This window comes from Pseudoduganella rhizocola, from assembly GCF_045984285.3.
In the GTDB taxonomy this organism is placed as follows: domain Bacteria; phylum Pseudomonadota; class Gammaproteobacteria; order Burkholderiales; family Burkholderiaceae_D; genus Rugamonas.
In genome coordinates, this window is record NZ_JBJQIK030000014.1 from 53001 (window position 1) to 77414 (window position 24414).

24 protein-coding genes are annotated in these 24414 nt (G+C 64.2%); 9 read left to right on the forward strand and 15 right to left on the reverse strand.

What is annotated here, in order from left to right; all coding sequences use genetic code 11:
• Positions 1-12: 12 nt before the first annotated feature.
• Positions 13-915, forward strand: a complete 903-nt coding sequence (locus tag ACJRPG_RS22845; protein WP_408002409.1) for a LysR family transcriptional regulator — start codon at positions 13-15, stop codon at positions 913-915.
• On the opposite strand, the gene ACJRPG_RS22850 is transcribed toward ACJRPG_RS22845, so the two are convergent.
• From ACJRPG_RS22850 to ACJRPG_RS22865, 4 genes are all read right to left on the reverse strand, one after another.
• The gene (locus ACJRPG_RS22850; protein WP_408002410.1) at positions 891-1271 is read right to left on the reverse strand and encodes a hypothetical protein; all 381 of its coding nucleotides are present in this window, start codon (positions 1269-1271) and stop codon (positions 891-893) included. The two genes, ACJRPG_RS22845 and ACJRPG_RS22850, sit on opposite strands and share 25 nt — an antisense overlap.
• Positions 1255-1521: a BrnT family toxin gene (locus tag ACJRPG_RS22855; RefSeq protein WP_408002411.1), complete on the reverse strand. Its 267-nt coding sequence runs from the start codon at positions 1519-1521 to the stop codon at positions 1255-1257. The genes ACJRPG_RS22850 and ACJRPG_RS22855 overlap by 17 nt, the downstream gene beginning before the upstream one ends.
• 81 nt (positions 1522-1602) lie before the next feature.
• Complete coding sequence (locus tag ACJRPG_RS22860) at positions 1603-2004, reverse strand: tautomerase family protein (RefSeq protein ID WP_408002412.1); 402 nt, start codon at positions 2002-2004, stop codon at positions 1603-1605.
• Positions 2005-2006: 2 nt separating this feature from the next.
• Positions 2007-2630, reverse strand: a complete 624-nt coding sequence (locus ACJRPG_RS22865; protein WP_408002413.1) for a cysteine hydrolase family protein — start codon at positions 2628-2630, stop codon at positions 2007-2009.
• A gap of 152 nt (positions 2631-2782) precedes the next feature.
• Here ACJRPG_RS22865 and metH point away from each other — a divergent pair, with 152 nt between their 5' ends.
• Both metH and ACJRPG_RS22875 read left to right on the forward strand, forming a co-directional pair.
• Positions 2783-6562 (forward strand): methionine synthase, encoded by a 3780-nt coding sequence (gene metH, locus ACJRPG_RS22870; protein WP_408002414.1) that lies wholly within the window; start codon positions 2783-2785, stop codon positions 6560-6562.
• 64 nt (positions 6563-6626) lie between these two features.
• Positions 6627-6998: an SPW repeat protein gene (locus ACJRPG_RS22875; RefSeq protein WP_408002415.1), complete on the forward strand. Its 372-nt coding sequence runs from the start codon at positions 6627-6629 to the stop codon at positions 6996-6998.
• Positions 6999-7039: 41 nt separating this feature from the next.
• Here the strand turns inward: ACJRPG_RS22875 and ACJRPG_RS22880 are convergent, their stop codons facing one another.
• The 11 genes from ACJRPG_RS22880 to rsmB all read right to left on the reverse strand — a co-directional run bounded on the left by ACJRPG_RS22880 (position 7040) and on the right by rsmB (position 18772).
• The gene (locus tag ACJRPG_RS22880; protein ID WP_408002416.1) at positions 7040-7885 is read right to left on the reverse strand and encodes a nucleotidyl transferase AbiEii/AbiGii toxin family protein; all 846 of its coding nucleotides are present in this window, start codon (positions 7883-7885) and stop codon (positions 7040-7042) included.
• The gene (locus ACJRPG_RS22885) at positions 7866-8924 is read right to left on the reverse strand and encodes a type IV toxin-antitoxin system AbiEi family antitoxin (protein WP_408002417.1); all 1059 of its coding nucleotides are present in this window, start codon (positions 8922-8924) and stop codon (positions 7866-7868) included. Before ACJRPG_RS22885 ends, ACJRPG_RS22880 begins: the two co-directional genes overlap by 20 nt.
• A gap of 136 nt (positions 8925-9060) precedes the next feature.
• Positions 9061-10356 carry an ABC transporter permease gene (locus tag ACJRPG_RS22890; protein WP_408002418.1) on the reverse strand — a complete coding sequence of 432 codons (1296 nt, stop codon included), beginning with the start codon at positions 10354-10356 and terminating at the stop codon, positions 9061-9063.
• Positions 10357-10360: 4 nt separating this feature from the next.
• Positions 10361-11302 carry an ABC transporter ATP-binding protein gene (locus tag ACJRPG_RS22895; RefSeq protein ID WP_408002419.1) on the reverse strand — a complete coding sequence of 314 codons (942 nt, stop codon included), beginning with the start codon at positions 11300-11302 and terminating at the stop codon, positions 10361-10363.
• 82 nt (positions 11303-11384) lie between these two features.
• Complete coding sequence (locus tag ACJRPG_RS22900) at positions 11385-12665, reverse strand: EAL and HDOD domain-containing protein (RefSeq protein WP_408002420.1); 1281 nt, start codon at positions 12663-12665, stop codon at positions 11385-11387.
• Positions 12666-12885: 220 nt separating this feature from the next.
• A complete protein-coding gene (locus ACJRPG_RS22905) occupies positions 12886-13143 on the reverse strand; it encodes a BTH_I0359 family protein (protein ID WP_408002421.1) in 258 nt (85 codons plus the stop codon).
• Positions 13144-13256: 113 nt separating this feature from the next.
• Positions 13257-13628, reverse strand: coding sequence for a P-loop NTPase family protein (locus tag ACJRPG_RS22910; protein WP_408002422.1), 372 nt, complete (start codon positions 13626-13628; stop codon positions 13257-13259).
• Positions 13629-13637: 9 nt separating this feature from the next.
• A complete protein-coding gene (locus tag ACJRPG_RS22915) occupies positions 13638-14363 on the reverse strand; it encodes a response regulator (protein ID WP_408002423.1) in 726 nt (241 codons plus the stop codon).
• A gap of 77 nt (positions 14364-14440) precedes the next feature.
• Positions 14441-16735, reverse strand: coding sequence for a sensor histidine kinase (locus ACJRPG_RS22920; protein ID WP_408002424.1), 2295 nt, complete (start codon positions 16733-16735; stop codon positions 14441-14443).
• On the reverse strand, positions 16736-17305 hold the full coding sequence (locus tag ACJRPG_RS22925) for a DUF4390 domain-containing protein (protein ID WP_408002425.1): 570 nt from the start codon (positions 17303-17305) through the stop codon (positions 16736-16738).
• Positions 17306-17350: 45 nt separating this feature from the next.
• Positions 17351-18772: a 16S rRNA (cytosine(967)-C(5))-methyltransferase RsmB gene (gene rsmB, locus ACJRPG_RS22930; RefSeq protein ID WP_408002426.1), complete on the reverse strand. Its 1422-nt coding sequence runs from the start codon at positions 18770-18772 to the stop codon at positions 17351-17353.
• Between the two features lie 113 nt (positions 18773-18885).
• Here rsmB and argS point away from each other — a divergent pair, with 113 nt between their 5' ends.
• Genes argS through ACJRPG_RS22960 form a run of 6 tightly spaced genes read left to right on the forward strand, consistent with a single transcriptional unit; the run spans position 18886 to position 24410 of the window.
• Complete coding sequence (gene argS, locus ACJRPG_RS22935; protein ID WP_408002427.1) at positions 18886-20598, forward strand: arginine--tRNA ligase; 1713 nt, start codon at positions 18886-18888, stop codon at positions 20596-20598.
• A gap of 20 nt (positions 20599-20618) precedes the next feature.
• Positions 20619-21272: an SPOR domain-containing protein gene (locus ACJRPG_RS22940; protein ID WP_408002428.1), complete on the forward strand. Its 654-nt coding sequence runs from the start codon at positions 20619-20621 to the stop codon at positions 21270-21272.
• A gap of 12 nt (positions 21273-21284) precedes the next feature.
• Complete coding sequence (locus ACJRPG_RS22945; protein WP_408002429.1) at positions 21285-21950, forward strand: thiol:disulfide interchange protein DsbA/DsbL; 666 nt, start codon at positions 21285-21287, stop codon at positions 21948-21950.
• Entirely contained in the window at positions 21950-22729 is a 780-nt protein-coding gene (locus ACJRPG_RS22950; RefSeq protein ID WP_408002430.1) for an SDR family oxidoreductase, read from the forward strand. Before ACJRPG_RS22945 ends, ACJRPG_RS22950 begins: the two co-directional genes overlap by 1 nt.
• Positions 22726-23646, forward strand: coding sequence for a biotin--[acetyl-CoA-carboxylase] ligase (locus ACJRPG_RS22955; RefSeq protein WP_408002431.1), 921 nt, complete (start codon positions 22726-22728; stop codon positions 23644-23646). Before ACJRPG_RS22950 ends, ACJRPG_RS22955 begins: the two co-directional genes overlap by 4 nt.
• Positions 23643-24410: a type III pantothenate kinase gene (locus tag ACJRPG_RS22960; protein WP_408002432.1), complete on the forward strand. Its 768-nt coding sequence runs from the start codon at positions 23643-23645 to the stop codon at positions 24408-24410. The genes ACJRPG_RS22955 and ACJRPG_RS22960 overlap by 4 nt, the downstream gene beginning before the upstream one ends.
• Positions 24411-24414 lie beyond the last annotated feature (4 nt).

The window sequence follows — 24414 nt, forward strand, 5'->3', positions numbered from 1 at the left end:
TCCCCCAAACCTATGGACCAACTGGCAGCGCTGCGTGCCCTGCGCCGTGTCGTGGAGCTTGGCAGCTTTACGGCTGCGGGCGATGCCATGGGGATTTCGCACACCATCGTCTCGCGCCAGGTCCGCCAGCTGGAAACGCATCTCGGCGCGCAGCTGCTGAACCGCACCACGCGCCGCTTCGCGCTGACCGATGCGGGACGCGACTACTACGAAGCGAGCAAACAGATCCTCGATGCGCTGGACGATGCCGACCGCGCTGTCGGCCGGCACCAGGCGCGGCCCACGGGCACCTTGCGCATCAATGCGCCGATGGCATTCGGCGTCATGGAGCTATCGCAATGGCTGCCGCAGTTCATCGCTCAATATCCCGAACTGCACGTGGACCTGGTCTGCAATGACCGGCTGGTCGACATGATCGAGGAAGGGTTCGATGTGGCGCTGCGCCTCACGCGCGAGATGCCCGATTCGACGACGGTTGCGCGCCGCCTTGCCTCAAGCCGCGTGCTGCTGGTGGCCAGCAAGGACTACCTGAAGCGCCACGGCACGCCGCGCACGCCGGACGACCTGCTGCAGCATAACTGCATGGTCTACACCCAGGTGGCGCGGCCATGGGACTGGACATTCGAACTGCCGGACGGCTCGCGGCAGACGGTACAGGTGAAGGGGAAGTTCCAGGCCAACACCGGTATCGCCCTGCGCGGCGCAGCGCTGGCCGGTAACGGCATTGCGACCACGGCGTCCTTCATCGTGCACGAAGACATGCGGCGCGGGGACCTGGTGCAGGTGCTGCCGGACTATCCGATGAAGCCGCGCGAGCTGTACGCCATGTATCCGCACAACCGCCACCTCTCCCCCAAAGTCCGCGTCTTTGTCGACTTCGCCGCCGCGGTCTACCGCGACCGCGACTGGGATTGATTCATCTCCGCCGCCATCTCTTCCAGGAGGAAGATGATTTTCCCTTCGGACTTTTCGGTCCCGTCTGCCAGCGCCTCATAAAGGTCCGCGGCAATTGGTACTGAATGTGGAGGTATGCGCGGCCCCGACGGCAAGGGAATCGCGCGAAGCAATTCCTCATCCGAGATTTCGTCCAGATCATCATCCAGCGAATCAGCGTCGCCAAGCGGGTAGACCGGTTCGGGCATGTTGAGTCGCCGCCGCAGGTAGTCGTTAATACCCGCATCATAGTCGCCTCCCCTGCTTTTCAATGTTCGGTAGAGCCTCTCCCCGATCTGAACCATGTAGATTTGAACCTCATCATCTGGAGCATTCATAACCCTTCCTTTCCTTACGAGTCGCCTTCCGCGCAGAAATAATCCTGATCAGGTGGCCTCGCTCTACATAAATAACGTGAAGCAGTCCTACCGTAGACGGACCAGTTGCCACGATCCGTGGCTCGCCGTGTTCAATATCCGCGGCGTGGCGCGTCAAGGATGAATCAAACACGGAAACCGCATCCCAAAACGAGATGCCATGCTTCCGTTTGTTGATGCGCTCCTTATCTGGATCCCAGTCGAATTGCATCAGGCGCTTTCAGTATAGAGCGCCATAAGGGGCGCACAAGTGAAGTGTGCGCCCCGGGGAAGAATCGGATGTTGGGGTGGATCAGGCGAGCATCTTCTGCACGGCGCGGTACTGCTGCGTGAGGCCGCCCCAGCCCCAGGCGGCGGGGCGCGCGTCGTCGATGTGGATATAGCTTACTTCGTGCAGCTCGCCGAGCAGCTGCTGCATGTCGTGGTACACGGCGGCGATGTAGGCCGACTTCTCCATCGCCGTGTTGGTCTCGTCGCTCACCTTGATGTCGAGGAAGAAGGTGGCCTTGTTCTGCTGCGCCAGCGATACGCCGCCGATGAACCAGTGCGCCGGATCTGCGTAATGCACGGCAATGGAGGTCAGTGGAGGAACCTTGTGCAGGATTTCCGCCGTGTGCTTGCCAAGGATGGCCGCCACTTTGTGCGATGGGACGGTGTCAGGGGTGCCGCTGACGGTGATGTTCAGGATAGGCATGGTCATTCTCCAACAGGAAGGTCAAGGATTGCTGCCGTCGGCAGCACTTCAGCAAAATTGTCGGACAGCGCGGTCAGCGTTGCGCCGTGCAGTACCCAGTGGCTGACGACGCCGCCGTCCCAGCCGTCGATGTCGCGGGTGGCGCAGGCATCGGCTGCCAGCAGCACGCTGTAATTGCGGTCGCCGCCGAACTGGCGCGCATCGCGCACCATCGTGGAAACGCACATATGCGTCATCAGTCCCGCCACGATCAGCGTCCTCACGCCCAGCGCCCGCAGCTGCGCATCGAGATCGGTGCTGGCGAAGGTGCTGACGGTAGTCTTGCGCAGCACGCGGTGCCATGCCTGCGGCGCCAGGGCGGAATGAATCCCGGCCGCCGGGCTGCCGTCGGCAAACAGCGGGCTGGCCGCGCCGTTCACATGCTGCACGTGGAACACGGCGATGCCGTGGCGGTCTGCAAAGTGCATCAGCGCTGCCGCCTTGCGCAGCGCCGCTTCGCCTTCGGGCAGCGGCAGGCGCCCCGTGAAGTATTCGTTCTGGTAGTCGATCAGCACCAGCGCCGTGCTGCGCGGGTCGATGCGGCTTGCCGCCTGCGCGCCGCCGATGCTGCGTATGGTTTGTGACATGGTTTGCTCCGTTTGCGTCGATGGAGCCATGTTAGGAGCCCGGCCCTCCCATGGGTAGCCGTCCGGCGGCACATGATTTGTGCATTTTCGGCACAGATGCGCCCCCTATGAGGCACAGGTATAATTTCAGACCCGGCAAATGAAAGTATCAAATGACTAACACTGTGACCCGTCCCGTCTCCAAGACCGAAGCGCAGCTGCGCGAGATCCTCTCGCGCCGCATCATGTTCCTCGACGGCGCGATGGGCACCATCATCCAGCAGTACAAGCTCGATGAGGAGGCTTACCGCGGCGGCCCCACAGGGCGTTTCATCGATTTCGCCGCTCCCGCAGGCAGCGGCGCGCGCGAACTGTTCGTCAAGGGAAATAACGAGCTGCTGACGCTGACGCAGCCGCAGGTGATCCAGGAGATCCACGAACGCTACCTGGCCGCCGGGGCCGACCTGATCGAAACCAACACCTTCGGCGCCACCTCCATCGCGCAGGACGACTATCACATGGCCCACCTGGCCTATGAGATGAACGTGGAAGCCGCGAAGCTGGCCAAAGCCGCCACAGCGAAGTACAGCACGCCGGACAAGCCGCGCTTCGTGGCCGGCGCGCTTGGCCCGACGCCGAAGACCGCCTCCATTTCGCCGGACGTGAACGATCCCGGCGCACGCAACGTGACCTTCGACCAGCTGGTGGCGGGCTACCACGAGCAGGTGCGCGGCCTGGTGGACGGCGGCGCCGATGTGCTGCTGGTGGAAACCATCTTCGACACGCTGAATTGCAAGGCCGCGCTGTTCGCCATCGACCTGTATTTCAGCGAGCATCCGGAGCAGGAACGCCTGCCGCTGATGATCTCCGGCACCGTCACCGATGCTTCCGGCCGCATCCTGTCCGGCCAGACCGTACCGGCTTTCTGGAATTCGGTGCGCCACGCCAAGCCGCTGACTATTGGCCTGAACTGCGCGCTGGGCGCGGCCCTGATGCGCCCCTATGCCGAGGAGCTGTCGCAGATCGCCGATACTTTCGTCTGCATCTACCCGAACGCGGGCCTGCCCAACCCGATGAGCGACACCGGCTTCGACGAGCTGCCGGCCGATACCTCCTCCCTGCTGCGCGAGTTCGCCGACGCGGGCTTCATCAACGTGGCTGGCGGCTGCTGCGGCACCACGCCGGACCACATCGCCGCCATCGCGGCGCTGCTGAAGGACGCCAAGCCGCGCACCGTGCCGGAGATTCCGGTGGCGCAGCGTCTGTCCGGCCTGGAGCCCTTCACCATCGACGACAGCTCGCTGTTCGTCAACGTGGGCGAACGCACCAACGTGACCGGCTCCAAGGCCTTCGCGCGCATGATCCTGAACGAGCAGTATGACGAGGCCCTGTCCGTCGCACGCCAGCAGGTGGAAAACGGCGCCCAGGTCATCGATATCAATATGGACGAAGCGATGCTGGATTCGCAGGCGGCCATGACGCGCTTCCTGAACCTGATCGCTTCCGAACCCGATATCTCGCGCGTGCCGATCATGATCGACTCCTCCAAGTGGTCGGTGATCGAAGCGGGCCTGAAGTGCGTGCAGGGCAAGTCCATCGTCAACTCCATCTCGATGAAGGAAGGCGAGGAAGAGTTCATCCGCCAGGCGCGCCTGTGCCGCCGCTACGGCGCGGCCGTGATCGTGATGGCCTTCGACGAGAAGGGACAGGCCGACACCTTCGAGCGCAAGATCGAGATCTGCGCGCGCGCCTACAAGGTGCTGACCGAGGTGGTGGACTTCCCGCCGGAAGACATCATCTTCGACCCGAACATCTTCGCCATCGCCACCGGCATCGAAGAGCACAACAACTATGCGGTGGACTTCATCAATGCCACGCGCTGGATCAAGGAGAACCTGCCGCACGCGAAAATCTCCGGCGGCGTGTCCAACGTGTCCTTCTCCTTCCGCGGCAACGACCCGGCGCGCGAGGCGATCCACACGGTCTTCCTCTACCACGCCATCAAGGCCGGCATGACGATGGGTATCGTCAACGCGGGCATGGTGGGGGTGTACGACGACCTGCCGGCCGAGCTGCGCGAGCGCGTGGAAGACGTGGTGCTGAACCGCCGCGAGGACGCCACCGAGCGCATGATCGAATTCGCCGGCACGCTGAAGGCGGGCGGCAAGCAGGAAACCGCGAACCTCGAATGGCGCGAGGCCCCGGTCGAGAAGCGCCTGGCGCACGCGCTGGTGCACGGCATCACCCAGTTCATCACCGAAGACACCGAGGAAATGCGCCAGCAGGTGGCCAACTCGGGCGGCCGCCCGATCAATGTGATCGAAGGCCCGCTGATGGACGGCATGAATATCGTCGGCGACCTGTTCGGCCAGGGCAAGATGTTCCTGCCGCAGGTGGTGAAGTCGGCCCGCGTGATGAAGCAGGCCGTGGCCCACCTCATTCCCTACATCGAGGAAGAGAAGCTGGCCGAGGAAAAGCGCACCGGCATCGTGGCCAAGCCGAAGGGCAAGATCGTGATCGCGACCGTGAAGGGCGACGTGCACGATATCGGCAAGAACATCGTGTCCGTGGTCCTTCAATGCAATAACTTCGAAGTGGTGAATATGGGCGTGATGGTGCCCGCCTCCGAAATCCTGGCCAAGGCCAAGGCGGAGAATGCGGACATCATCGGCCTGTCCGGCCTGATCACGCCCTCGCTGGAGGAAATGGCCCACGTGGCGAAAGAGATGCAGCGCGACGAGCACTTCCGCATGCTGAAGATTCCGCTGCTGATCGGCGGCGCCACCACCAGCCGCGCGCATACCGCGGTGAAGATTTCGCACAACTACGAAGGCCCGGTGGTGTATGTGCCGGACGCTTCCCGTTCCGTCTCCGTGGCGCAGTCGCTGCTGACGCCTGAGCAGCGCGAGAAATACATCGACGAGATCGAGCAGGACTACGCCCGCATCCGCGAGCAGCACGCCAACAAGAAGGCGCTGCCGACCGTGACGCTGGCCGCCGCGCGCGCCAACAAGGCGAAGCTGGAGTTCGCGCCGGTGAAGCCGAAGTTCATCGGCCGCCGCGTGTTCAAAAACGTCGATCTCGCGGCCATTGCGCAGTATATCGACTGGGGCCCCTTCTTCCAGACCTGGGACCTGGCCGGCCCCTTCCCCGCCATCCTGAAAGATGAAGTGGTAGGCGAAGCCGCGAGCAAGGTGTTCGAGGAAGGCCAGCAGCTGCTGAAGAAGATCATCGACGGCCGCTGGCTCACCGCCAATGGAGTGATCGCCCTGCTGCCTGCCAACAGCGTCAACGACGACGATATCGAGATCTACAGCGACGAATCGCGCAAGGAGGTGGCCTTCACCTGGTACGGCCTGCGCCAGCAGGGTGTGCGCCCCGTGGTGGATGGCGTGCAGCGTCCGAACCAGGCGCTGTCCGACTTCATCGCTCCGAAGGATTCGGGCACGCAGGATTACATCGGCATGTTCGCCGTGACGGCAGGACTGGGCATCGAGAAGCACGAGAAGCGTTTCGAGGATGCGCATGACGACTACTCGTCCATCATGCTGAAGGCGCTGGCGGACCGCCTGGCGGAAGCCTTCGCCGAGTACCTGCACGAGCGCGTGCGCAAAGACCTGTGGGGCTATGCGGCCGACGAGCAGCTGCCGAATGAAGCGCTGATCAAGGAAGAGTATGCGGGCATCCGTCCGGCGCCGGGCTATCCGGCCTGCCCGGAGCACACCGTGAAGGCCGATATGTTCAAGGTGCTACAGGCGGAAGAGATCGAGATGAAGCTGACCGAGTCCTTCGCCATGTATCCGGGTGCGGCTGTGTCCGGCTTCTACCTGGCGCATCCGCAGTCCAAATACTTCACCATCGGCAAGATCAACCAGGACCAGCTGGACGATATGGCGGCGCGCCGCAATGTGCCGAAGGCCGAACTGGAGCGCTGGCTCGCGCCGAATCTCTGATCGTCATGAACTTTCCGCTGGAAGTGTGGTCCAAGGGGGACTACACTTTTAGCGGGAGGACATCATGAGCGATATCCGTTTCTTCAAGCGCTGGCAAGACGAGCTCATCCTGCTGCTCGGCATCTGGCTGTTCCTTACGCCGTGGATCTTCGGCTATTCCGTTCCATCGCCGCATGCCACGAACGCCTTCGCGTGCGGGCTCATCATGACGATGCTGGCCGCCTTCGACCTGTACAAGATCTACTTCTGGGCCGTGGCGCTGAACCTGGTGCTCGGCATCTGGGTGGCCGTATCGCCATGGGTATTCTTCGCGGACTTCGAACAGATTCCGATGATGTGGAATAACCTGGCGGTGGGCGTGGTGACGGCGCTGCTGGCCGGCTGGGAACTGGCCGCCGACCCCAATCTGCACAAATGGCAGGGAACGGCGACCTGACAGCACAGGCGGCGGACATGACGGTCCGCCCGCCGGCCTTCCTATGAGAGCGCCTTGCGCAGCAATTGCAGGTCAGCCTCCACAAGCGATTCGATGTTTTCATCGTTTCGCCTGGATTTGCTTATAGCAATGGTTAACCGCCCCATGTTCTGATCGAGGATGTCGCTCAGGATGACCAGGGTTGCCGGGCTAGCCAGGCGCTTTATATCCGCCCCCAGCAGATGGATGGTCGCAAGGTCCGCATCATAGTCGCCGGCATCCATCACGCCGGTTTCGTATGCACGGTCCATATTGCCCGCATCTATGTAGTTTTTCATCAAATGATGCAGGTCTTCCGCATCCTTCGGATTTTCCCTGCCTCGGTCAGACCATGCAATCAACTTCAGGATTGCCAGACCCGCCAGCGAGACCACCTTGGCTGTGAAATCAGGAGCGAACGCCACCAGTTCAGCCGCCGCAAGCACATCGTCGTACCCTGCAACATTCATGATGACCTTCATGTCCGGCGGCCACGCAATCGCATTGCTTCCTTGCGAAATCTCGCCGAATGGCACCAGGTCCAGCGGCCAATCCAGGTCGCCGGCCACTCCCTTATAGTAAAGCCGTTGCAGTGCTGGTCCACCGGCCTTGAAACTGGCGCGCTTCAGAAGCCGGGAGCGCAGGTCATTAAACTGCTGCCAGTCTTTGACGGCAACAGCAAAATCGATATCGTAGGTCGCTCGCCGTGTCTCCACGCCGAAAACATGCTTTAACAAAATATCGCGCGCTGTTGCACCCACCAGCATATAATCGATGCCCTCCGCCTGCGCCTCTTCAGCGACGGCACGCAAGATCTCGATCGCCCCAGGATCGATCGGATATTCCGGCTTAATCGAACGCGGGATCAATCCACTTCTCCTTTAGCATTTTTGCTACCTCATCTGCACGGGGATCCAGCAGCGCCAGCAATTCGGAATAGACCAGGATTGGCGGTGCCACGTTCTTCGCATGCCGCAGTTCGATATTCCAGAATTTTTCGAGCACTTCGATCGGCCCGTTCGGGTCAGCCTTCAGCCGGTGCTGGTGCACCAGCTTCTTCAGCGATTCATCCATGGTGCCTGGATCGATGTAGACAGTTTGTGTTACCGGCTTCAGATATTTTGTCATCCGGAAAGCGGCCACTTCGCCGCCCCAAACTGCATGGGCTTCATCAAGATCTGCGCCTTTCCACCAATCAGGATCCGTGGCGCTAAAGCGCCGGCGGTGAAGAGTGGGGCGTAAGACGGATGGGTAATTCAGAATCCATTCATCCAGCAGGCGCCGTGCTTCGATCAGGCGGCGTCCCGTCTGGCTACGCTTGATCAAATAGCCGCGCTGTACCAGACTCTGGAACACGTTGTGGGCGGTTCCCATTGAAACGCCTGCTGCGTCGGCGATCTCCTGATAAGTAGCGCCAGCCATCTCCGGTTTACAGAGCAGGATAAACGCCACGCGCAGGCTGGTGGCGCTGGTCGTTCCTTTTGGTGCACGAACAGGCGCCTTGCCGCTATCGCTCTTCTCCCCCGTAATCAGGATAAAGAACCCGTCCCCGCGCAGATAGGCATTGCCATGGGTATCCAGAAATTGCAAACCCAGGTGCTGACAGTGCTCGGCCAGTTCACGACTCAGGTAAGGAGCAAGCAACAAGCTTTGCCCATCGCTGGCGGCGAACTGCCTGTGCACTTGCTCCAGTTGAGCTTTGCGGTCTATATACGATTTGCACTCGACGAAATAGTGATGGGTCCGGCCCTCTATCGTCAGCTCAAGTTCGGCATCGGGGCGATAGCCCGCCCGGTCCTGCGATACGCCCCAGTAAAAATTGCCTCGTATCCCGGTTTTTCGTTCCAGTGCCTGAATGGCCTCGCTCCCGAGGCTGTCACACGCATCGTCCCCACCCAAGGCATGCATGATGCCTCCTTTTTCATAATTTATCGATTTTCACGTTCCGTGAATAGATACATAGTATGAAAAAATCTGACGTTTTTCAACATATTTCCACTTTCACGTATCGTGAAAGTGGAAAAATTCTGAAAACGGCCGCGAATTACTGCCGGATTGCGCGGAACTTCCACAGCGCCAGCGCCCCGAACAGTGCGGTGAAGGCGAGCTGCGCAGCGGCGCAGCGTAGCGCGGCATCCATGCCGAGGCCGCGCCACGTCATGGCGTCCAGGCCATCCACGGCCCAGCGCGTCGGGATGACGATGGTGAGCGACTGCATCCATTCCGGGAAGATAAAGGACGGCACCCAGGCGCCGCCCAGCATCACCAGGATCAGCGTCGCAAACACGGCCATGCCGCGCGCCGCTTCCGGCGTTTTGCCGAAGGCCGCGATCAGCAGGCCGAAGGACGCCGTCATCAGCGCGAAACTCACGGCAACGAGCACGAAGCCGGCCGGATTGCTGATCTGTACCTTGAAGATCAGTGCGCCAGCCAGGAAGATCATTACCAGCAGGCCGAAGGCGATGATCGCGCCGGAGAGCGCGCGCGACAGCAGCACCTGGTTCAGCGTAACGGGCGCCGCCAGCAGGCGGTTCCAGATGCCGAGCCGGCGTGCAAGCAGGATGCCGATGCCCATGTCCACGCCCATGAACAGAATAAACTGCACCCCCATGCCGGCGAAGGAGTGGGCGTAGCCATTGTATTTCGGCCCCGAGCTCAGTGCTTCGTCCTTCGTCGTAAATGGCATGCTCAGGCCCGCCTGGGATTTGGCATTGGCATCGCCGCCGGCCGCCGCGGCGCGCTGGTCTTCGCTGGCCTGGAACTTCTTCAGGCTGCCCAGCAGCTCCGTCAGTTCCGGGCGCTTCGCGCTGTCAGGATTCGCTTCCAGCTGCTTCAGGCTCTTGTCGGTGAAGTCGCGCCCCGCCTGGCCGTTGAACATTTCGGCGCTGACGTTCTGCATCACCTGCTGCGTCAGCAGGCCTTTCACCATGGCCAGCACGGTGGACTGCGAAGGGTCGTAGAACAACGGCAGCTCGGGCTTCTCCGACGCGCTGAACAGCGCGCCGCCCGCCGCATCGCCGAAGCCGGCCGGAATCACGACCGCCACGCCCAGCTTACCGCTGCGCACGCGCTGCTGCGCTTCCTCGCGGCTCAGTTCGGCCACCCGCAGGTTGGCATCGGCGCGCAGGCCGTCGCCGATCTTCCTGCCCAGTGCGGAAGTATCTTCCTGCACCAGGCCGATATCGATCTTGCTGGTCTTTGCTTCGCCGGAGCCGCCGAACAGGGAGCCGAAGAAGGCCGCCAGCACAATCGGCATCAGCAGGTTCAGCATCAGCGCGCGCTTGTCGTTCACATACAGTTTCAGGTCCTTGCGGATCAGGGCAATTATCGCTGTCATCATGGTCTTAGTCCCGCAGGCTGCGGCCGGTCAGGGTCAGGAAAATATCTTCGAGGTTGGTGCGGGCGGTGGCAAAGTGGGCCAGCTTGTGGCCCTGTTCGTCCAGCCAGCGCAGCACCGACGGCGCGGCGGCCGTGTCGGCCAGGCCGATGTCCAGGCCCTGCCCCGTGACGGCGACCCGGGTAACGCCGGGCAGGCGGGCCACGGCTTCGGCCAGCGCCGGCGCCACCGGCTGCTGCAGGTCGGCGCGCAGGGCGGCCTGCGCCGGCAGGCGCGCATACAGCGCGGCCGGGCTTTCGTCGGCCAGCACCTTGCCATGGTCGATGATGACGATATGGTCGGCCAGCCGTTCCACTTCTTCCATGTAGTGGCTGGTGTAGATCAGCGAGCGGCCTTGCGCCTTCAGCGTTTCCAGCGTGTCGAAGATGGCGTTGCGGCTTTGCGGATCGACGCCCACGGTGGGCTCGTCCAGGATCAGCAGTTCGGGATCGTGCAGCAGCGCGGCGGCGATATTCAGGCGGCGCTTCATGCCGCCGGAGAAGGTGGAAGGCTTGTCCTTGGCGCGGTCGGCCAGGCGCACCAGTTCCAGCACCGCATGGCAGCGCTGCATGAGCGCGGCGCCCTTCAGGCCGTACAGGCCGCCGAACAGCTTGAGGTTGTCGATCGCCGGCAGGTCTTCATACAGCGCCAGGTCCTGCGGCACCAGGCCGATCTTGCGCTTGGCGGCGTTATTGCCCTCGCCTACCGGCTGGCCATCCATCAGCACCGTGCCGCCGTCGCTGCGCACCAGGCCGCAGATCATGCTGACGGTGGTGGACTTGCCCGCACCATTCGGTCCCAGCAGGCCGACTGTCTGGCCGCGCTGCACCTGGAACGAAACGCCATCCACTGCCCGGCGCTCCCCGTACTGCTTCGATAAACCGCTGACGCTTAATATTGTTTGTGCCATCAACCGCTCCCCATACGAAAACGGCGCTGCAGATTGCAGCGCCGTCACCAAGATAGCGGAAGAGTTACTTTTTCACAATCATTCAGAGCGCATAGCGCACCACATTGTCGCTCCATTCAAACGCTGCCATCTCCAGCTCCACCAGTTCGTCGGTGCTCATGGCCAGGCCGCGCAAGGTCGGCACGATTTCGTTTTCCATGTCTTCCAGGCGCTCGATGCATTCGGCCAGGCGCAGCAGGTCGCCGAAGAAGCCGCCGCGTTCCAGCAGCGCATCGGCCACCTCGTCGCTGACCGGAATCTGGTTCAGGATCTCCGTCATCGGAATGCCGAACAGCGTATCCATCAGGGACATGATGCCGACCGTGAAGGCCACATCCGCATCGTGCCGGTGGTGGGGACGCAGCTTGTGCGCCAGCAGTTCCAGCAGGCGGCCGCGGGTGGTGGCCAGCATCAGCAGCGGCGTCATCGAGTGGCCGCGCTTGCTCGGCTCCGCATACAGCATGATCTGCAGCCAGCGCTGCAGCTGGCGGCGGCCGAGGATGGTCACGGCCTGGCTCAGCGAATCGATGCGCTGGCGCGCGCCCACCGCCGGCGTGTTCACCAGGCGCAGCAGGTTCAGTGCCAGCGACACGTCGCGCTTGATGGCGCGCTCGATTTCCAGGTTGTCGGCATCGGAAGTCACCAGCGTCATCAGCTCCATCACGGCCAGTTGCGAGGGCGACAGTTTCTTGCCGCTCATGATGACGGGCTTGGCGAAGTAATAGCCCTGGAAGAAGTCGAAGCCCAGCTCCAGGCAGTGCTTGAACTCCTCGCGGGTTTCCACCTTGCCGGCCACCAGCTTCTTGCCCTCCTGCTTGAAACGGGGCGCCAGCTTGACCAGGCTGTCGAGCGGCGTGCCGCGCATGCTCATCTTCACGTATTCGGCCATCGGCAGCATCGACTGCACATGGGCCGTTTCGCCGCTCACATCGTTCAGCGCGAAGCGGAAGCCGTGGCTGTGCAGGTCCGCCATGCGCGCCAGCACGGCCGGCGTCGGCTGCATGGTTTCGGCCACCTCCAGCACCACTTTTTCGCGCGGCAGGAAGCCGAAGATATCGCTCATGATGGCGTCGGCATCCACGTTGACGAAGCCGAGCGCGTCGCCGATCACCTTCTCCATGCCCAGCTGCGAGGCGTGCGCCATCACGGCAGCCGTGGCGCCCAGTTCGGTATCGATATGGGCCGGGCCGACCGGCGCATTGCGGAACAGCAATTCATAGCCGAACAGGGCCTGGTTCCGGTCGAGAATAGGCTGCCGGCCCAGATAAAACTCACGCACGCGCAAACTCCTGGAAGCGGGATCTTTGACGGAAAGGTCGATCATGACAAAATTCCTGGTTGCCTGCTATTTTGACATCAAAACCTGATGCTTTGTTGAAATTATTACAAAATAAATTTTCCGCAAAGCAAGGACAATCGGGACAGGACGGCCCTGTTACGGCTGGGAGAGAAATGTTGAATTGAATGTAGCAGAAAAGACCGTCCGCTGTATGTTCAAGCGGACGGCGTGTGGCGGTATTGCTGAATGACGGCTTGCTAAGTACTTAGTGCAATAGCACTGGTTGGCTCATCAGGGAATCATAGCTGCCGAGGAACTCGTCGATTTCTTCCATCGTCGGTTCGTTGGCGATCAGCTGGTTGACGTCACGCCGGAAATTCTGCGCCAGCACGCCGGCGATGAAGATTTCCCGTTTGCCGCCCTTATCGACGATTTCATAGCCACCGAAACGCAGCGCGTCCAGGTCGCGGTCCGCGCCGAATTCGACAACACTATACTGCTCGCTGTTGTAAATGAGGTTCATATCGCTTCCTTTTCTCCAGGGGCGGAACTGGATGAGTTTCCGCCGTCCATAACGAAGTGAGGCTGTCGCAGCCAATTTCAAGGGAGCCGTACGATTGCGGCAGTAGTCAGGCCTCAGGCGGCCAGGTCGGCCCCTAGACAAAGCAGTGTGTCGTAGGGGGCCGCCGACAACGATGCGCGCAGCTGTCCCACATGGGTAGGATCAGCCAGGCTGATAAAGAGCTGTGCCGGGGGACGGCGCAAGATGCGATTCAATGTTACACGCAAAACCAGGTTTCCGGCGCAGCAAAGGCAGCCGGGAGCAATGCGGTGGATGGCGGGGCGCCAGCTGCCTTCCGGCAGATCGGCATAGGCGGCCAGCGGCGAATCGCCTTCGGCCAGGCCTTCGAGGATGATGACGGTGTCGCTGCCGGGGACCATGGCAGCATCGATGGCGCGCTCGCGCTGGGCGGCGCGCGCTCCCGTGACCAGTGTTGCCGGGGTCACGGGACTTCCTTATACGCCCTGGTTCTTCTTGGCCAGCTTGCCCGGCTCCACGCCCAGCTGCTTGAGCTTGCGGTACAGGTGGGTGCGCTCCAGGCCGGTCTTCTCGGCCACGCGCGTCATGCTGCCGCCTTCGCGGCCCAGGTGGTGTTCGAAGTACATGCGCTCGAAGGCATCGCGCGCTTCGCGCAGCGGCAGGTCGAAGGACAGGTTGAACAGATGGCCTTCGCCATTGCCGGCGCGGCCCACGGCCATGCCGTGCTGCGGCTGCATCGGGGCGGCCGCATTGAAGCCCGTGCCGGCCGGTGCGCTGTCTTCCGACGGCGCGGCCGCGACCGGGCGCGGCGCCAGCACCGGCGCGCGCACCGTTTCCTGGGCCCGCGTGAGGCCGGCCTGCACCGCCTTCAGCAATTTCTGCATTGCAATCGGTTTTTCCAGGAAGTTCAGCGCGCCGATGCGCGTGGCTTCCACGGCGGTATCGATGGTCGCGTGGCCGGACATCATGATCACCGGCATCGTCAGCAGGCCATCGCGTTGCCATTCCTTGAGCAGCGTAACGCCGTCGGTGTCCGGCATCCAGATATCGAGCAAGACCAGATCGGGCGCCCCGGCGGCGCGGGCCTGGCGGGCCTGCTGCGCGTTCTCCGCCAGCGTGACCGCATGTCCCTCGTCACCCAAGATTTCCGAGAGCAACTCCCGGATGCCCATTTCATCATCAACTACGAGAATGTTTGCCATCTATCCCTGCCTTCTTCACTTCATTCACAGCCGCATTGTAATGCGGCGTTGGCGTGATTTTATTAGTTGTTCAAATTTTATGCCAACTGCACAGGTGCCAACTTTAACAGCAAAATCAGCACGGAAGCGCCACTTCCGTCCGCATGGTTCTGGATATCGATGCGTCCGCCGTGTTCATCCACGATCTTCTTTACCATGGCCAGGCCGAGGCCGGTGCCGCGCGCCTTCGAGGTCACGTAAGGCTCGAAGGCCCGCGCCAGGATTTTCGGTGCGAAGCCGGGGCCATTGTCGTTGATCGCGAGGCGTACCGCAATGCGGGTCGAACCGTCCGCGCTCTGGTAGTGGATGGCCTCAGTCACCACGTCGATGCGCGGCGCCACGCTGCGCTCCGGCTGGTCGCTCAGGGCGTCCTGCGCATTCTGCAGCAGATTGTGGATCACCTGGCGCAGCTGGGTGGGGTCGCCCATGATCATTGGCAGATAGGGCGCCAAGCTGGCATGGATGATGTCCTTGCCGTCGCCGCTCACGTACAGGTGCAGGATCTCCTCCACCAGGCTGTTCAGGTCCAGCGCCTCCAGCATGGCCGGCGGCGTGCGCGCGTAGTCGCGGAAGTCGTCCACCATGCGTTTCATCGCCGCCACCTGGTTGACGATGGTGCCGGCGCTCTTGTTCAGCAGTTCCACGTCCGGCGGGGCCAGCTTGCTTTGCAGTTTCATCTGCAGGCGTTCGGCCGACAGCTGGATCGGCGTCAGCGGATTCTTGATCTCGTGCGCCAGGCGGCGCGCCACCTCGCCCCAGGCGATCGAGCGCTGGGCGGAGATCACGTCGGTAATATCGTCGAACACTACGATGTAGCCGCCCCCGCCTTCCTGCGGCAGGCGCGAGCCGCGCATCAGCAGGGTCAGGTCATGTTCTTCCACCGCGCCCGGCCGGCGCGGAATGTCGATCTGGCGCTGCCAGTGCAGGCGCTGCGCATTGCGCCCCGCCGCCGACTGCGCGCTCTGGGCCGAGAAGGCATTGGTGACGGCGGCCGCGAACTCGGTCATGCCCTCCACATCGGCCAGCGGCTTGCCGACGATGGCCGCGCCCGGCTGCTGCAGGATGCGCTCCACCGAGTCGTTGCAGGTGACGAGGCGGAACTCGCTGTCGAGCACCATCACGCCGGCCGACATATTGGCCAGCACCGACTCCAGGTGGGCCTTGGCGTTCTGCAGCGCGATGCGGTTGCGCTCCACCGCGCTGCGCGCATCGGACAGCTGGCGCGTCATGGTGTTGAAAGACTGGGTCAAGGTGCCCAGTTCATCCGAACTGGCGACGATGGGGCGCGGCGACAGGTCGCCCTCGGCCACCGCGCGCGTGCCCTCGGCCAGCAGCAGCAGGGGCTGGGCCAGGTCGTTGGCGATCAGGAAGGCCGCCGCAATCGCGCCGAATACGGCGAGCAGCAGCGTCAGCGTCAGCGTTTCGATATACATCTGACGCAGGCCCACCCGCGCCACGAAGCGCTCCTTGTATTCGCTGTAGGCGGTGCGCAGCATTTCGCCGTCCGCCGCCACCTGCGCGGGCGCGGCCTGGATCACCTGCAGGTAGCGCGGCGCCAGCCTCGTCCCATTCGGCTGCACCGGATCGGGCACCGGCAGCAGCACGCGCAGGCGCAAGACATTGCTCGGGTCGACCGGCGGCGGCGCCGGGGCGCCCACGCGGTCGTCGCGCAGCTCGCTGCCCCCTTCGGGCGCCGCATACACATTCTCGGTGGCGGCCTTGTGCAGCATGGCCGGCGACGGCAGCTCGGCACTTACATTGATGCGGCGTTCGCCCATGGCGCTCGATACCAGGCCGCCGTCCGCATCCACGATCATGGCGCTCTGCACGCCCTGGTGCTCGCGCACGAAGCGCGCCAGGATGGTGGGCGTGGCATAGAACGGCGCATCGGCCAGTTCGCGCACCGTGCCGCGCGCCGACACCTGCAGCTCGTCCAGCGAGGACTGCAGGGCGGTGCGGCCAAGGTCCAGCCCTGCTTCCAGCGCCTCCTCCACCCGCACGTTGAACCAGGATTCGATGGAATGCGATACGAACTGCACCGACACCAGGAAAATCACGAGGCCGGGCAGCACGCCGATGGCGGCGAACAGCATGACCAGGCGCGTCATCAGGCGCGAGCCGAATTTGCCGCTCTTGTAGCGGGCGTAGAGGCGGAACAGGGACACGCCGACCAGCAGCAGCAGCGCCACCGCGACGGCGGCATTCAGGCCCAGCAGCCAGGCATAGTAGCGGTCGAAGAAACCGGTATTGTCGGAGGCGGAGGCCAGCAGGAACAGCAGGATGCAGCAGACGGCGCCCGCCACTACAAACAGATACCGCAATACCTGGGTCACTTACTCCGCCTTGTACTGGAAGGTTTTCCGCTGCGAAGACAAGGTCCACTGCCGGTTGTTCAGGGCATTGACCTGGAAGGGCTTGGGCAGGTTGTCCAGGCCCATGCTCAGGGTGACGTCATACACCTCGCCCACCTTGAGCGCGCCGCGCGGCGCAACCACCCAGCGCGTCGGGCGCCGGATGGCAAACAGGGCGTCCTCCATGGAATCGAAGGGCTGGGCCACGCTGCCCAGCACCTTCACGTGGTACTGGCGCGTCAGCACATTGTAGGAAATGCGGTGGGTGCGCTTGGCCGACCAGGTCTTCTCGGCGAACCAGTACCAGCGGCGGCGCGTGATGTTGATTTCGGTGGTGAAGTCGAGCGAGATGCCAGCCTGCAGCGCATCCTCCAGCGCATGGCTCAACTCGAAGGAATAGGTGGCGGACAGGCGGTAGCCCTCGTCGGCCGCCTCGATCAGGGCGCGCGTGATCTCCACGGTCTCTTCGGCAGCGTGCGCCGCCTGCGGCAGCGCGCAGGCCAGCGTCAGCAGCAACTGCCAGGCCAGGAGTCGAAGAAATCTTAATGTCACGTGCGGCTGCTCTTTCAGTACATCGGTAATAAACAGGCAAGTCGCTTACGCGGGTTTCTGGAACAGCGCGTAATACAAACCGTCGTGATCCTGTTCGTTACCGCCTGCGGGCAGCAACTGGCCGGGCGCATCGAGTCGCGTGGCGCGATTGCGCACCGCGAAAGCGGCCGCCTGCGCCTCGGATTCTTGCGGCCACAACGAACATGTCACGAACAGCAATTTACCATTTGGCTTGAGCATGTGCCAAAGATTGTCGAGAATTTTGCCCGAAAGTGTTGCAAGTTGGAGCGCGTCTCCCTTGCGGCGCAGCCAGCGGATATCGGGGTGGCGGCGCACGATGCCGGAGGCGGTGCACGGCACGTCGGCCACGATGCGGTCGAAGGGCCGGCCGTCCCACCAGTCCCGCTCCTGGGCCTGGCCCGCGCGCAGGGCCGCTTCCAGGCCCAGCCGGTCCAGGTTTTCCTGCACCCGCTGCAGGCGTTTGGCATCGGCATCTATTGCCATCATATCAACATTTGCCAGTTCCAGCACATGGCCGGTCTTGCCGCCGGGGGCGGCGCAGGCGTCCAGCACGCGCATGCCGTCCTGCACGTCCAGCAGGGGCGCCGCCAGCTGGGCGCCGGCATCCTGCACCGACACCAGGCCCTGGTCGAAGCCGGGAATCAGGTGCACGCCGACCGGTTTGGCCAGGCGCAGCGCCGTGGGGCCGATGCGGCTGGCGGCCATGCCGGCCCCTTCCAGCAGCTTCAGGTAGTCCTCCACCGAGCCCTTGCGGGTGTTCACGCGCAGCGTCAGCGGCGGCGCGCTGTTGCCGGTGGCGAGGATGGCCTGCCACTGCTGGGGGTAGGCGGCCTTGACGGCGTCGATCCACCATTGCGGATAGTTCCAGCGCGCCACCGGCTGCAGCATGGCCGTGTCCAGCAGCGCCTGGCGCTCGCGCAGGAAGCGGCGCAGCAGGGCATTGACCATGCCCTTGGCGCGCGCCGTGTCGGGATGGGCGGCGGCGGCCGTCACGGCCTGGTCCACCACGGTGAATTCCTCATAGGGCGGCTGGCCGTCCTCATTGGCGGCCATCAGGGGCAGCGCGCAGGCCAGCAGCGCGCCCACCAGCGGATCCGGCGCCTTGGGCGCCATCTGGGCCACCAGGGCCTCGCTGCGGCCCAGCTGGCGCATGGCGCGGTAGGCGATGTCCTGGATCGCGCCGCGCTGCTGCGGCGTGGCGCCGGTATTGGCAAACACCCCGGCCAGCGCCTGCGGCAGGGCCGTGCCGCCGTGCACCTGCACCACGGCGGTGGCGGCGCCCAGCAGGGCAAAAGCGAGGGAATCGGGCTTGAGGTCGGCCTTGAACTGGGTCTGCAGCGCCGGTTTCAGGTCGCGGTGGTGGCTGGCGCGCAATTTTGGCGCGGCTGCAGGCGCAGACGCAGGGCCAGCCTTGGGCTTGATCGACAGCGTCGGACGCTTGTTCATATATTAATCCGTGATGCGTTCTGGGAAAGGCGGAATTGTATCAGCGCCGCCGCGTGTTGCCGCCGGATGCAAACCAGTATAATGTGCCCTCTTTAAGACGTTTATTTTTTCACATGCTCGCCCAACAAAAGCAAGAGATCATCGCCCTGTTCCAGGCCGCCCTCGCCCCCATCCTCGAAGGCACCGAAGTCGCCGCCAATGTCGTGCTGGAGCGCCCGCGCGACGCCAGCCATGGCGACGTGGCCTGCAATATCGCCATGCAGCTGGCCAAGCAGCTGAAAATGAACCCGCGCGAACTGGCGCAGAAGATCGTTGCCGCGCTGCTGGAGAACCCGCAGGGCAAGGCCCTGGTGGCCACGGCGGAAATCGCCGGCCCCGGCTTCATCAACCTGCGCGTGACGGATGCCGCCAAGCAGGCGGTGGTCAGCACCATCCTGCAGCAGGGCGCAGCCTTCGGCCGCGGCGATGCCGGCGCGGGCAAGAACGTGATTATCGAATTCGTGTCGGCCAACCCGACCGGCCCGCTGCACGTGGGCCATGGCCGCCAGGCTGCGCTGGGCGATGCCCTGTCCTCGCTGTTCGAAGCGCAGGGCTTCAAGGTGACGCGCGAGTTCTATTACAACGACGCGGGCGTGCAGATCCACACGCTGGCCGTGTCGGTGCAGGCGCGCGCGCGCGGCTTCAAGCCGGGCGATGCAGAATGGCCTGAATCGGCCTACAACGGCGACTATATCGCCGATATCGCCGCCGATTTCCTGGCAAAGAAAACCGTGTCCGCCAGCGACGGCGCGCCGGCAACCGCCAGCGGCAATGTGGACGACCTGGAGTCGATCCGCGCCTTCGCTGTTACCTACCTGCGCAACGAACAGGATATCGACCTGCAGGCCTTCGGCGTGAAGTTCGATAACTACTACCTGGAATCCTCGCTGTACAAGGACGGCAAGGTGGATGCCGCCGTGAAGGCGCTGATCGCCAACGGCCACACCTTCGAAGACGGAGGCGCCCTGTGGCTGCGCACCACCGACTACGGCGACGACAAGGACCGCGTGATGCGCAAGTCCGACGGCACCTTCACCTATTTCGTGCCGGACGTGGCCTACCATATCGTGAAGTTCCAGCGCGGCTTCTCGCAGGCCATCAATGTGCAGGGTTCGGACCACCACGGCACCATCGCCCGCGTGCGGGCCGGCCTGCAGGCGGTGGGCATGGATATCCCGCAGGGCTATCCGGACTACGTGCTGCACAAGATGGTCACGGTGATGAAGGACGGCGCCGAGGTCAAGATCTCGAAGCGCGCCGGTTCCTACGTGACGGTGCGCGACCTGATCGAATGGTCGGGCGGCGGCGACATTCCGAAGGGCCGTGACGCAGTGCGCTTCTTCCTTATCTCGCGCAAGGCCGATACCGAATTCGTGTTCGACGTGGACGTGGCGCTCAAGACCTCGGACGAAAACCCGGTGTATTACGTGCAGTACGCCCACGCGCGTATCTGCCGCATCCTGCAGAACTGGGGCGGCGACGTGGCCGCGCTGGAAGGCGTGGACCTGTCGCCGCTGACCGCGCCGTCGGAAGCTGCGCTGCTGGCCACGCTGGCTGCGTATCCGGAAATGCTGCAGCGTGCGCAGGCCGAACTGGGTCCGCACCAGGTGGCCTTCTACCTGCGCGACCTGGCCGCTGCGCTGCAAAGCTATTATGCCGCCGAGAAGGTGTTGGTGGATGACAACGAGCCGCTGAAACTGGCCCGCCTGGCGCTGGTGCTGGCCGTGCGCCAGGTGCTGCGCAACGGCCTGGCCCTGATCGGCGTTTCGGCGCCGGACCAAATGTAATTGCAAGGAACGACCGCACAATGAGCTTCTCCTCCCGCCGTACTCCGCTGCGCCAGCAGGGCAACACGCTGGTTGGCATCATCATCGGCCTCGTGATCGGCCTCGCCATCGCCGTGGTAGTGGCGCTGATGATCACCAAGGGCCAGACGCCGTTCACCGACAAGGCCGGCAAGGCCAAGCCGGCGGACCAGGCATCGGGCCAGATCGCCGATCCGAACAAACCGATGTACGGCAACAAGGAGGCGGTGCGCAGCGCCAACCGCGACTTCGAGAAGGAAACGCCAAAGCAAGCCACGCCGGCCGATGCGCTGCAGGCCGTGGTCGACAAGATCCAGGCCCAGCCTTCCGCCGCCAAGCCGGCGCCGCCGCCGCCGGTCAACAGCGCGGCGCCCCCGGCCCAGGCGGCAGCGCCCGCGCCATCGGCTGCAGGTGAAGACAAGTGGGTCTACTATCTGCAGGCAGGCGCCTTCCGTGAAGTGTCCGACGCCGAAAGCGCGCGCGCAAAACTGGCGCTGCTGGGCTTCGAGGCTTCCGTCACCGACCGCAGTACCGACACCGGCGTGCTGCACCGCGTCCGCGTCGGCCCCTTCACGCAGGTGGAGGACATGAACAAGGTGCGCAGCAAACTGTCCGAGAACGGCATCGACGTTGCCGTGGTCCGTAACCAGCGATAAGGTAGAAAAAGCATGCAAGTCCTGAAGAATTTCCTGGCCGCCCTTGCCCTGTTCAGCGCCGCCATCGGCGCAGCCGCTTCGCCGGCCGAGCCGAAAGCAGGCGCTGAATACATCGTGCTGCCGTCCGCGCAGCCGACCGACGCCGGCAAGAAGATCGAGGTCATCGAGTTCTTCGCCTACTGGTGCCCGCACTGCTATTCCTTCGAACCTGCGCTGGCGGCATGGGTGAAAAAACAGGGCGACAATATCGTCTTCAAGCGCGTGCACGTGCCCTTCCGCGAGGACACCATTCCGCAGCAGAAACTCTACTTCACGCTGGACGCAATGGGCCTGGCCGACAAGCTGCAGTCGAAAGTATTCGACGCCATTCATGTGGAACGCAACCGCCTGAACAGCGACGCGCTGGTGATTGCCTGGGCCGAGAAGAACGGCATCGACAAGGCCAAATTCCTCGACACCTACAACTCCTTCGGCGTGACCGGCAAACTGCGCCGCGCCACCGCCATGATGGACCTGTACAAGATTGAGTTCTGGCCGGTGGTGATCGTCGACGGCCGCTTCCAGACTTCGCCGCACCAGGCCGGCTCCGCCACTGCAAAAACCGAAGGCGAGCAGCAGCAGGCCGCCATCCAGGTGCTGGACTTCCTGGTCGACAAAGCCAGGGCAGAGAAGAAGTAATGCGGGATGCGGCGCGCGTCTTCATCACAGGCGCATCCAGCGGCATCGGCGCCGCCCTCGCCGCGCACTACGCCGCTCAAGGCGCCACGCTGGGCCTCCTGGCCCGCCGTGGCGAAGCGCTCGACGCGCTGATTGCCACCCTCCCCCATCCCGAACGCCACCGCGCCTATCCGGCCGATGTGCTGGACCACGCCGCGCTGCGCGGCGCGGCGGAGCAGTTCATTGCCCATGCGGGCGGCGTGGATGTCGTGATCGCCAATGCCGGCATTTCGCACGGGACGCTGACGGAACATGCGGAAGACCTGCCGGTGTTCGAGTCCATCCTCGCGACCAATGTGACGGCCACCGTGGCCACCTTTTCCCCCTTCATCGCCACCATGCGCAACCAGCGCACACCGGCGCGGCTGGTCGGCATCGCCAGCGTGGCGGGCATACGCGGGCTGCCGGGCGGCGCCGGCTACAGCGCTTCCAAGGCCGCGGTGATCAGCTATTGCGAGTCGCTGCGGGTGGAGATGCGGCCCTACGGCATCAAGGTGGTGACGATTGCACCGGGCTATATCGATACGCCGATGACGCAGCGCAATGCCTATGCCATGCCCTTCCTGATGCGGCCCGAGCGCTTCGCCGAAGCGGCGGCACGCGCCATTGCGCGCGGCGACAGCTACCGCGTGATTCCGTGGCAGATGGGTATCGTCGCCAGGGTGCTGCGTTTGCTGCCGAACGCGCTGTACGACTGGGCCTTCGCGAAGGCGCCGCACAAGGCGCGCAAGACATCATGAGCGGCAACGACTACCGCGACGCAGGGCTGCCGCCGCAGGCCCCGGCCGCTCCCGCGAAAGCCGCGCGGCGCGCCGCCGCTCCGGAGGCAATCGGTGCGCCGGTGGGTGCGGCAGCTGGCAGCCTGGCGGCATCGGCGCCCGTGCTGTCGGCTGCCGAGATCGGTGCAAAGCTTGCCGCCGTGGCGGCCCATGTGGCGATTGAAGTTGTGGCCGAAACCGGCTCCACCAACGCCGACCTGCTGGCCCGCCTGCCCGGTTTGCGCGGCGCCGTGCTGCGCATCGCCGAGCGCCAGACCGCGGGCCGCGGCCGCGCCGGGCGCAGCTGGCTGTCCGCGCCCGGCGCCTCGCTGACCTTTTCCGTGGCCTGGCCCTTCCGCGGGCCGCTGCAGCGCATGGCCGGCCTGCCGCTGGCGGTTGGCGTGGCGCTGGCCGAAACGCTGGCGGCGCTCGGCGTGCCGGTGCAGCTGAAATGGCCGAACGACCTGATGAAGGACGGCGCCAAGCTGGCCGGCATCCTGGTGGAAACCCAGGCCGCGCAGGACGGCGCCATCTGGGCCGTGATCGGCTGCGGCATGAACCTGCTGATGCCGGATGAGATGGAGGCCGAGATCGGCCGCGCCGTGTCCTCGGCCCCATGGCTGGCGCAGATGGACCGCAATACCCTGCTTGCCGCCCTGCTGAACCGCCTGGCCGGCGTGCTGGAAGAATTCGACAACACCGGTTTTTCCGCCTTCACCGAGCGCTGGAACGCGCTGCAGGCCTGGCGCGGCCAGCCCGTCAACCTGCTGGACAACGGCGCGGTGCTGCAACAGGGAGTAGCCGCAGGCGTGGATGAGCAGGGCCGCCTGCTGCTGGATACGCCGTCCGGCCGCGTGCCCGTGCTGTCCGGCGACGTGTCGCTGAGGCTCGCATCATGAGCGCCCTGCTGCTGGTTGACGCGGGCAACACCCGCATCAAATGGGCGCTCACCAGCACGGAAGCGTCGCTGGGCGCGTGGACGCGCGACGGCGCCGTGATGCATGCGGACGCCGCGCAGCTTGCCGCCGAGTGGGCCGGCATCGCGGCGCCGGCGGCCGGCGCCGGCGCCGCGATGCGCGTGATTGTCGCCAACGTGGCCGGCGCCGCCATCCGCGACACCATCGCTGCCCTGCTGGCGCGCTGCCTGCCCGGCGCCGCCGTGGAGTGGTTCGCCTCCGTGCCGCAGCGCGCGGGCGTGGCGAACGGCTACCGCAATCCGGGCCAGCTGGGCTGCGACCGCTTTGCCGCTGCCATTGGCGCCCATGCGCTGGCGCCCGGCAAAGCCGTCATCGTGGCCAACTGCGGCACCGCCACCACCATCGACGCGCTGACGGCGGATGGCCGCTTCCTCGGAGGGATGATCCTGCCCGGCCTGGGCCTCATGGCCAGTGCGCTGGCACGCAACACGGCCCAGTTGCCGCAGATCGCGCAAGACGGTAAGCTGCCCGCAGGGTTTGCCGACAATACGGACGACGCGATCCTGAGCGGCATCCTGTCCGCGCAGGCAGGCGCCATCGAACGCGCTTTCGCGCTGCACCGGGCAGCGGAGGTGCTGGTGTCGGGCGGCGCCTCGGCCTATGTGGCGGCCGCCCTCGCGCTGCCGCTGCGCCGGATCGACAATATAGTGATGATAGGCCTGCACGCCGCCGCGCGCGCCGGCTGAGCGA

What these genes read in the sequence shown, in the direction of transcription:
- argS (WP_408002427.1), top strand. Translation starts at nt 18,886, where the DNA reads ATGCTCGCCCAACAAAAGCAAGAGATCATCGCCCTGTTCCAGGCCGCC.
- ACJRPG_RS22960 (WP_408002432.1), top strand. Translation starts at nt 23,643, where the DNA reads ATGAGCGCCCTGCTGCTGGTTGACGCGGGCAACACCCGCATCAAATGG.
- ACJRPG_RS22875 (WP_408002415.1), top strand. Translation starts at nt 6,627, where the DNA reads ATGAGCGATATCCGTTTCTTCAAGCGCTGGCAAGACGAGCTCATCCTG.
- ACJRPG_RS22885 (WP_408002417.1), bottom strand. Translation starts at nt 8,924, where the DNA reads ATGCATGCCTTGGGTGGGGACGATGCGTGTGACAGCCTCGGGAGCGAG.
- rsmB (WP_408002426.1), bottom strand. Translation starts at nt 18,772, where the DNA reads ATGAACAAGCGTCCGACGCTGTCGATCAAGCCCAAGGCTGGCCCTGCG.
- ACJRPG_RS22945 (WP_408002429.1), top strand. Translation starts at nt 21,285, where the DNA reads ATGCAAGTCCTGAAGAATTTCCTGGCCGCCCTTGCCCTGTTCAGCGCC.
- ACJRPG_RS22860 (WP_408002412.1), bottom strand. Translation starts at nt 2,004, where the DNA reads ATGCCTATCCTGAACATCACCGTCAGCGGCACCCCTGACACCGTCCCA.
- metH (WP_408002414.1), top strand. Translation starts at nt 2,783, where the DNA reads ATGACTAACACTGTGACCCGTCCCGTCTCCAAGACCGAAGCGCAGCTG.
- ACJRPG_RS22950 (WP_408002430.1), top strand. Translation starts at nt 21,950, where the DNA reads ATGCGGGATGCGGCGCGCGTCTTCATCACAGGCGCATCCAGCGGCATC.
- ACJRPG_RS22845 (WP_408002409.1), top strand. Translation starts at nt 13, where the DNA reads ATGGACCAACTGGCAGCGCTGCGTGCCCTGCGCCGTGTCGTGGAGCTT.
- ACJRPG_RS22865 (WP_408002413.1), bottom strand. Translation starts at nt 2,630, where the DNA reads ATGTCACAAACCATACGCAGCATCGGCGGCGCGCAGGCGGCAAGCCGC.
- ACJRPG_RS22890 (WP_408002418.1), bottom strand. Translation starts at nt 10,356, where the DNA reads ATGATGACAGCGATAATTGCCCTGATCCGCAAGGACCTGAAACTGTAT.
- ACJRPG_RS22955 (WP_408002431.1), top strand. Translation starts at nt 22,726, where the DNA reads ATGAGCGGCAACGACTACCGCGACGCAGGGCTGCCGCCGCAGGCCCCG.
- ACJRPG_RS22850 (WP_408002410.1), bottom strand. Translation starts at nt 1,271, where the DNA reads ATGAATGCTCCAGATGATGAGGTTCAAATCTACATGGTTCAGATCGGG.
- ACJRPG_RS22915 (WP_408002423.1), bottom strand. Translation starts at nt 14,363, where the DNA reads ATGGCAAACATTCTCGTAGTTGATGATGAAATGGGCATCCGGGAGTTG.
- ACJRPG_RS22895 (WP_408002419.1), bottom strand. Translation starts at nt 11,302, where the DNA reads ATGGCACAAACAATATTAAGCGTCAGCGGTTTATCGAAGCAGTACGGG.
- ACJRPG_RS22905 (WP_408002421.1), bottom strand. Translation starts at nt 13,143, where the DNA reads ATGAACCTCATTTACAACAGCGAGCAGTATAGTGTTGTCGAATTCGGC.
- ACJRPG_RS22900 (WP_408002420.1), bottom strand. Translation starts at nt 12,665, where the DNA reads ATGATCGACCTTTCCGTCAAAGATCCCGCTTCCAGGAGTTTGCGCGTG.
- ACJRPG_RS22855 (WP_408002411.1), bottom strand. Translation starts at nt 1,521, where the DNA reads ATGCAATTCGACTGGGATCCAGATAAGGAGCGCATCAACAAACGGAAG.
- ACJRPG_RS22940 (WP_408002428.1), top strand. Translation starts at nt 20,619, where the DNA reads ATGAGCTTCTCCTCCCGCCGTACTCCGCTGCGCCAGCAGGGCAACACG.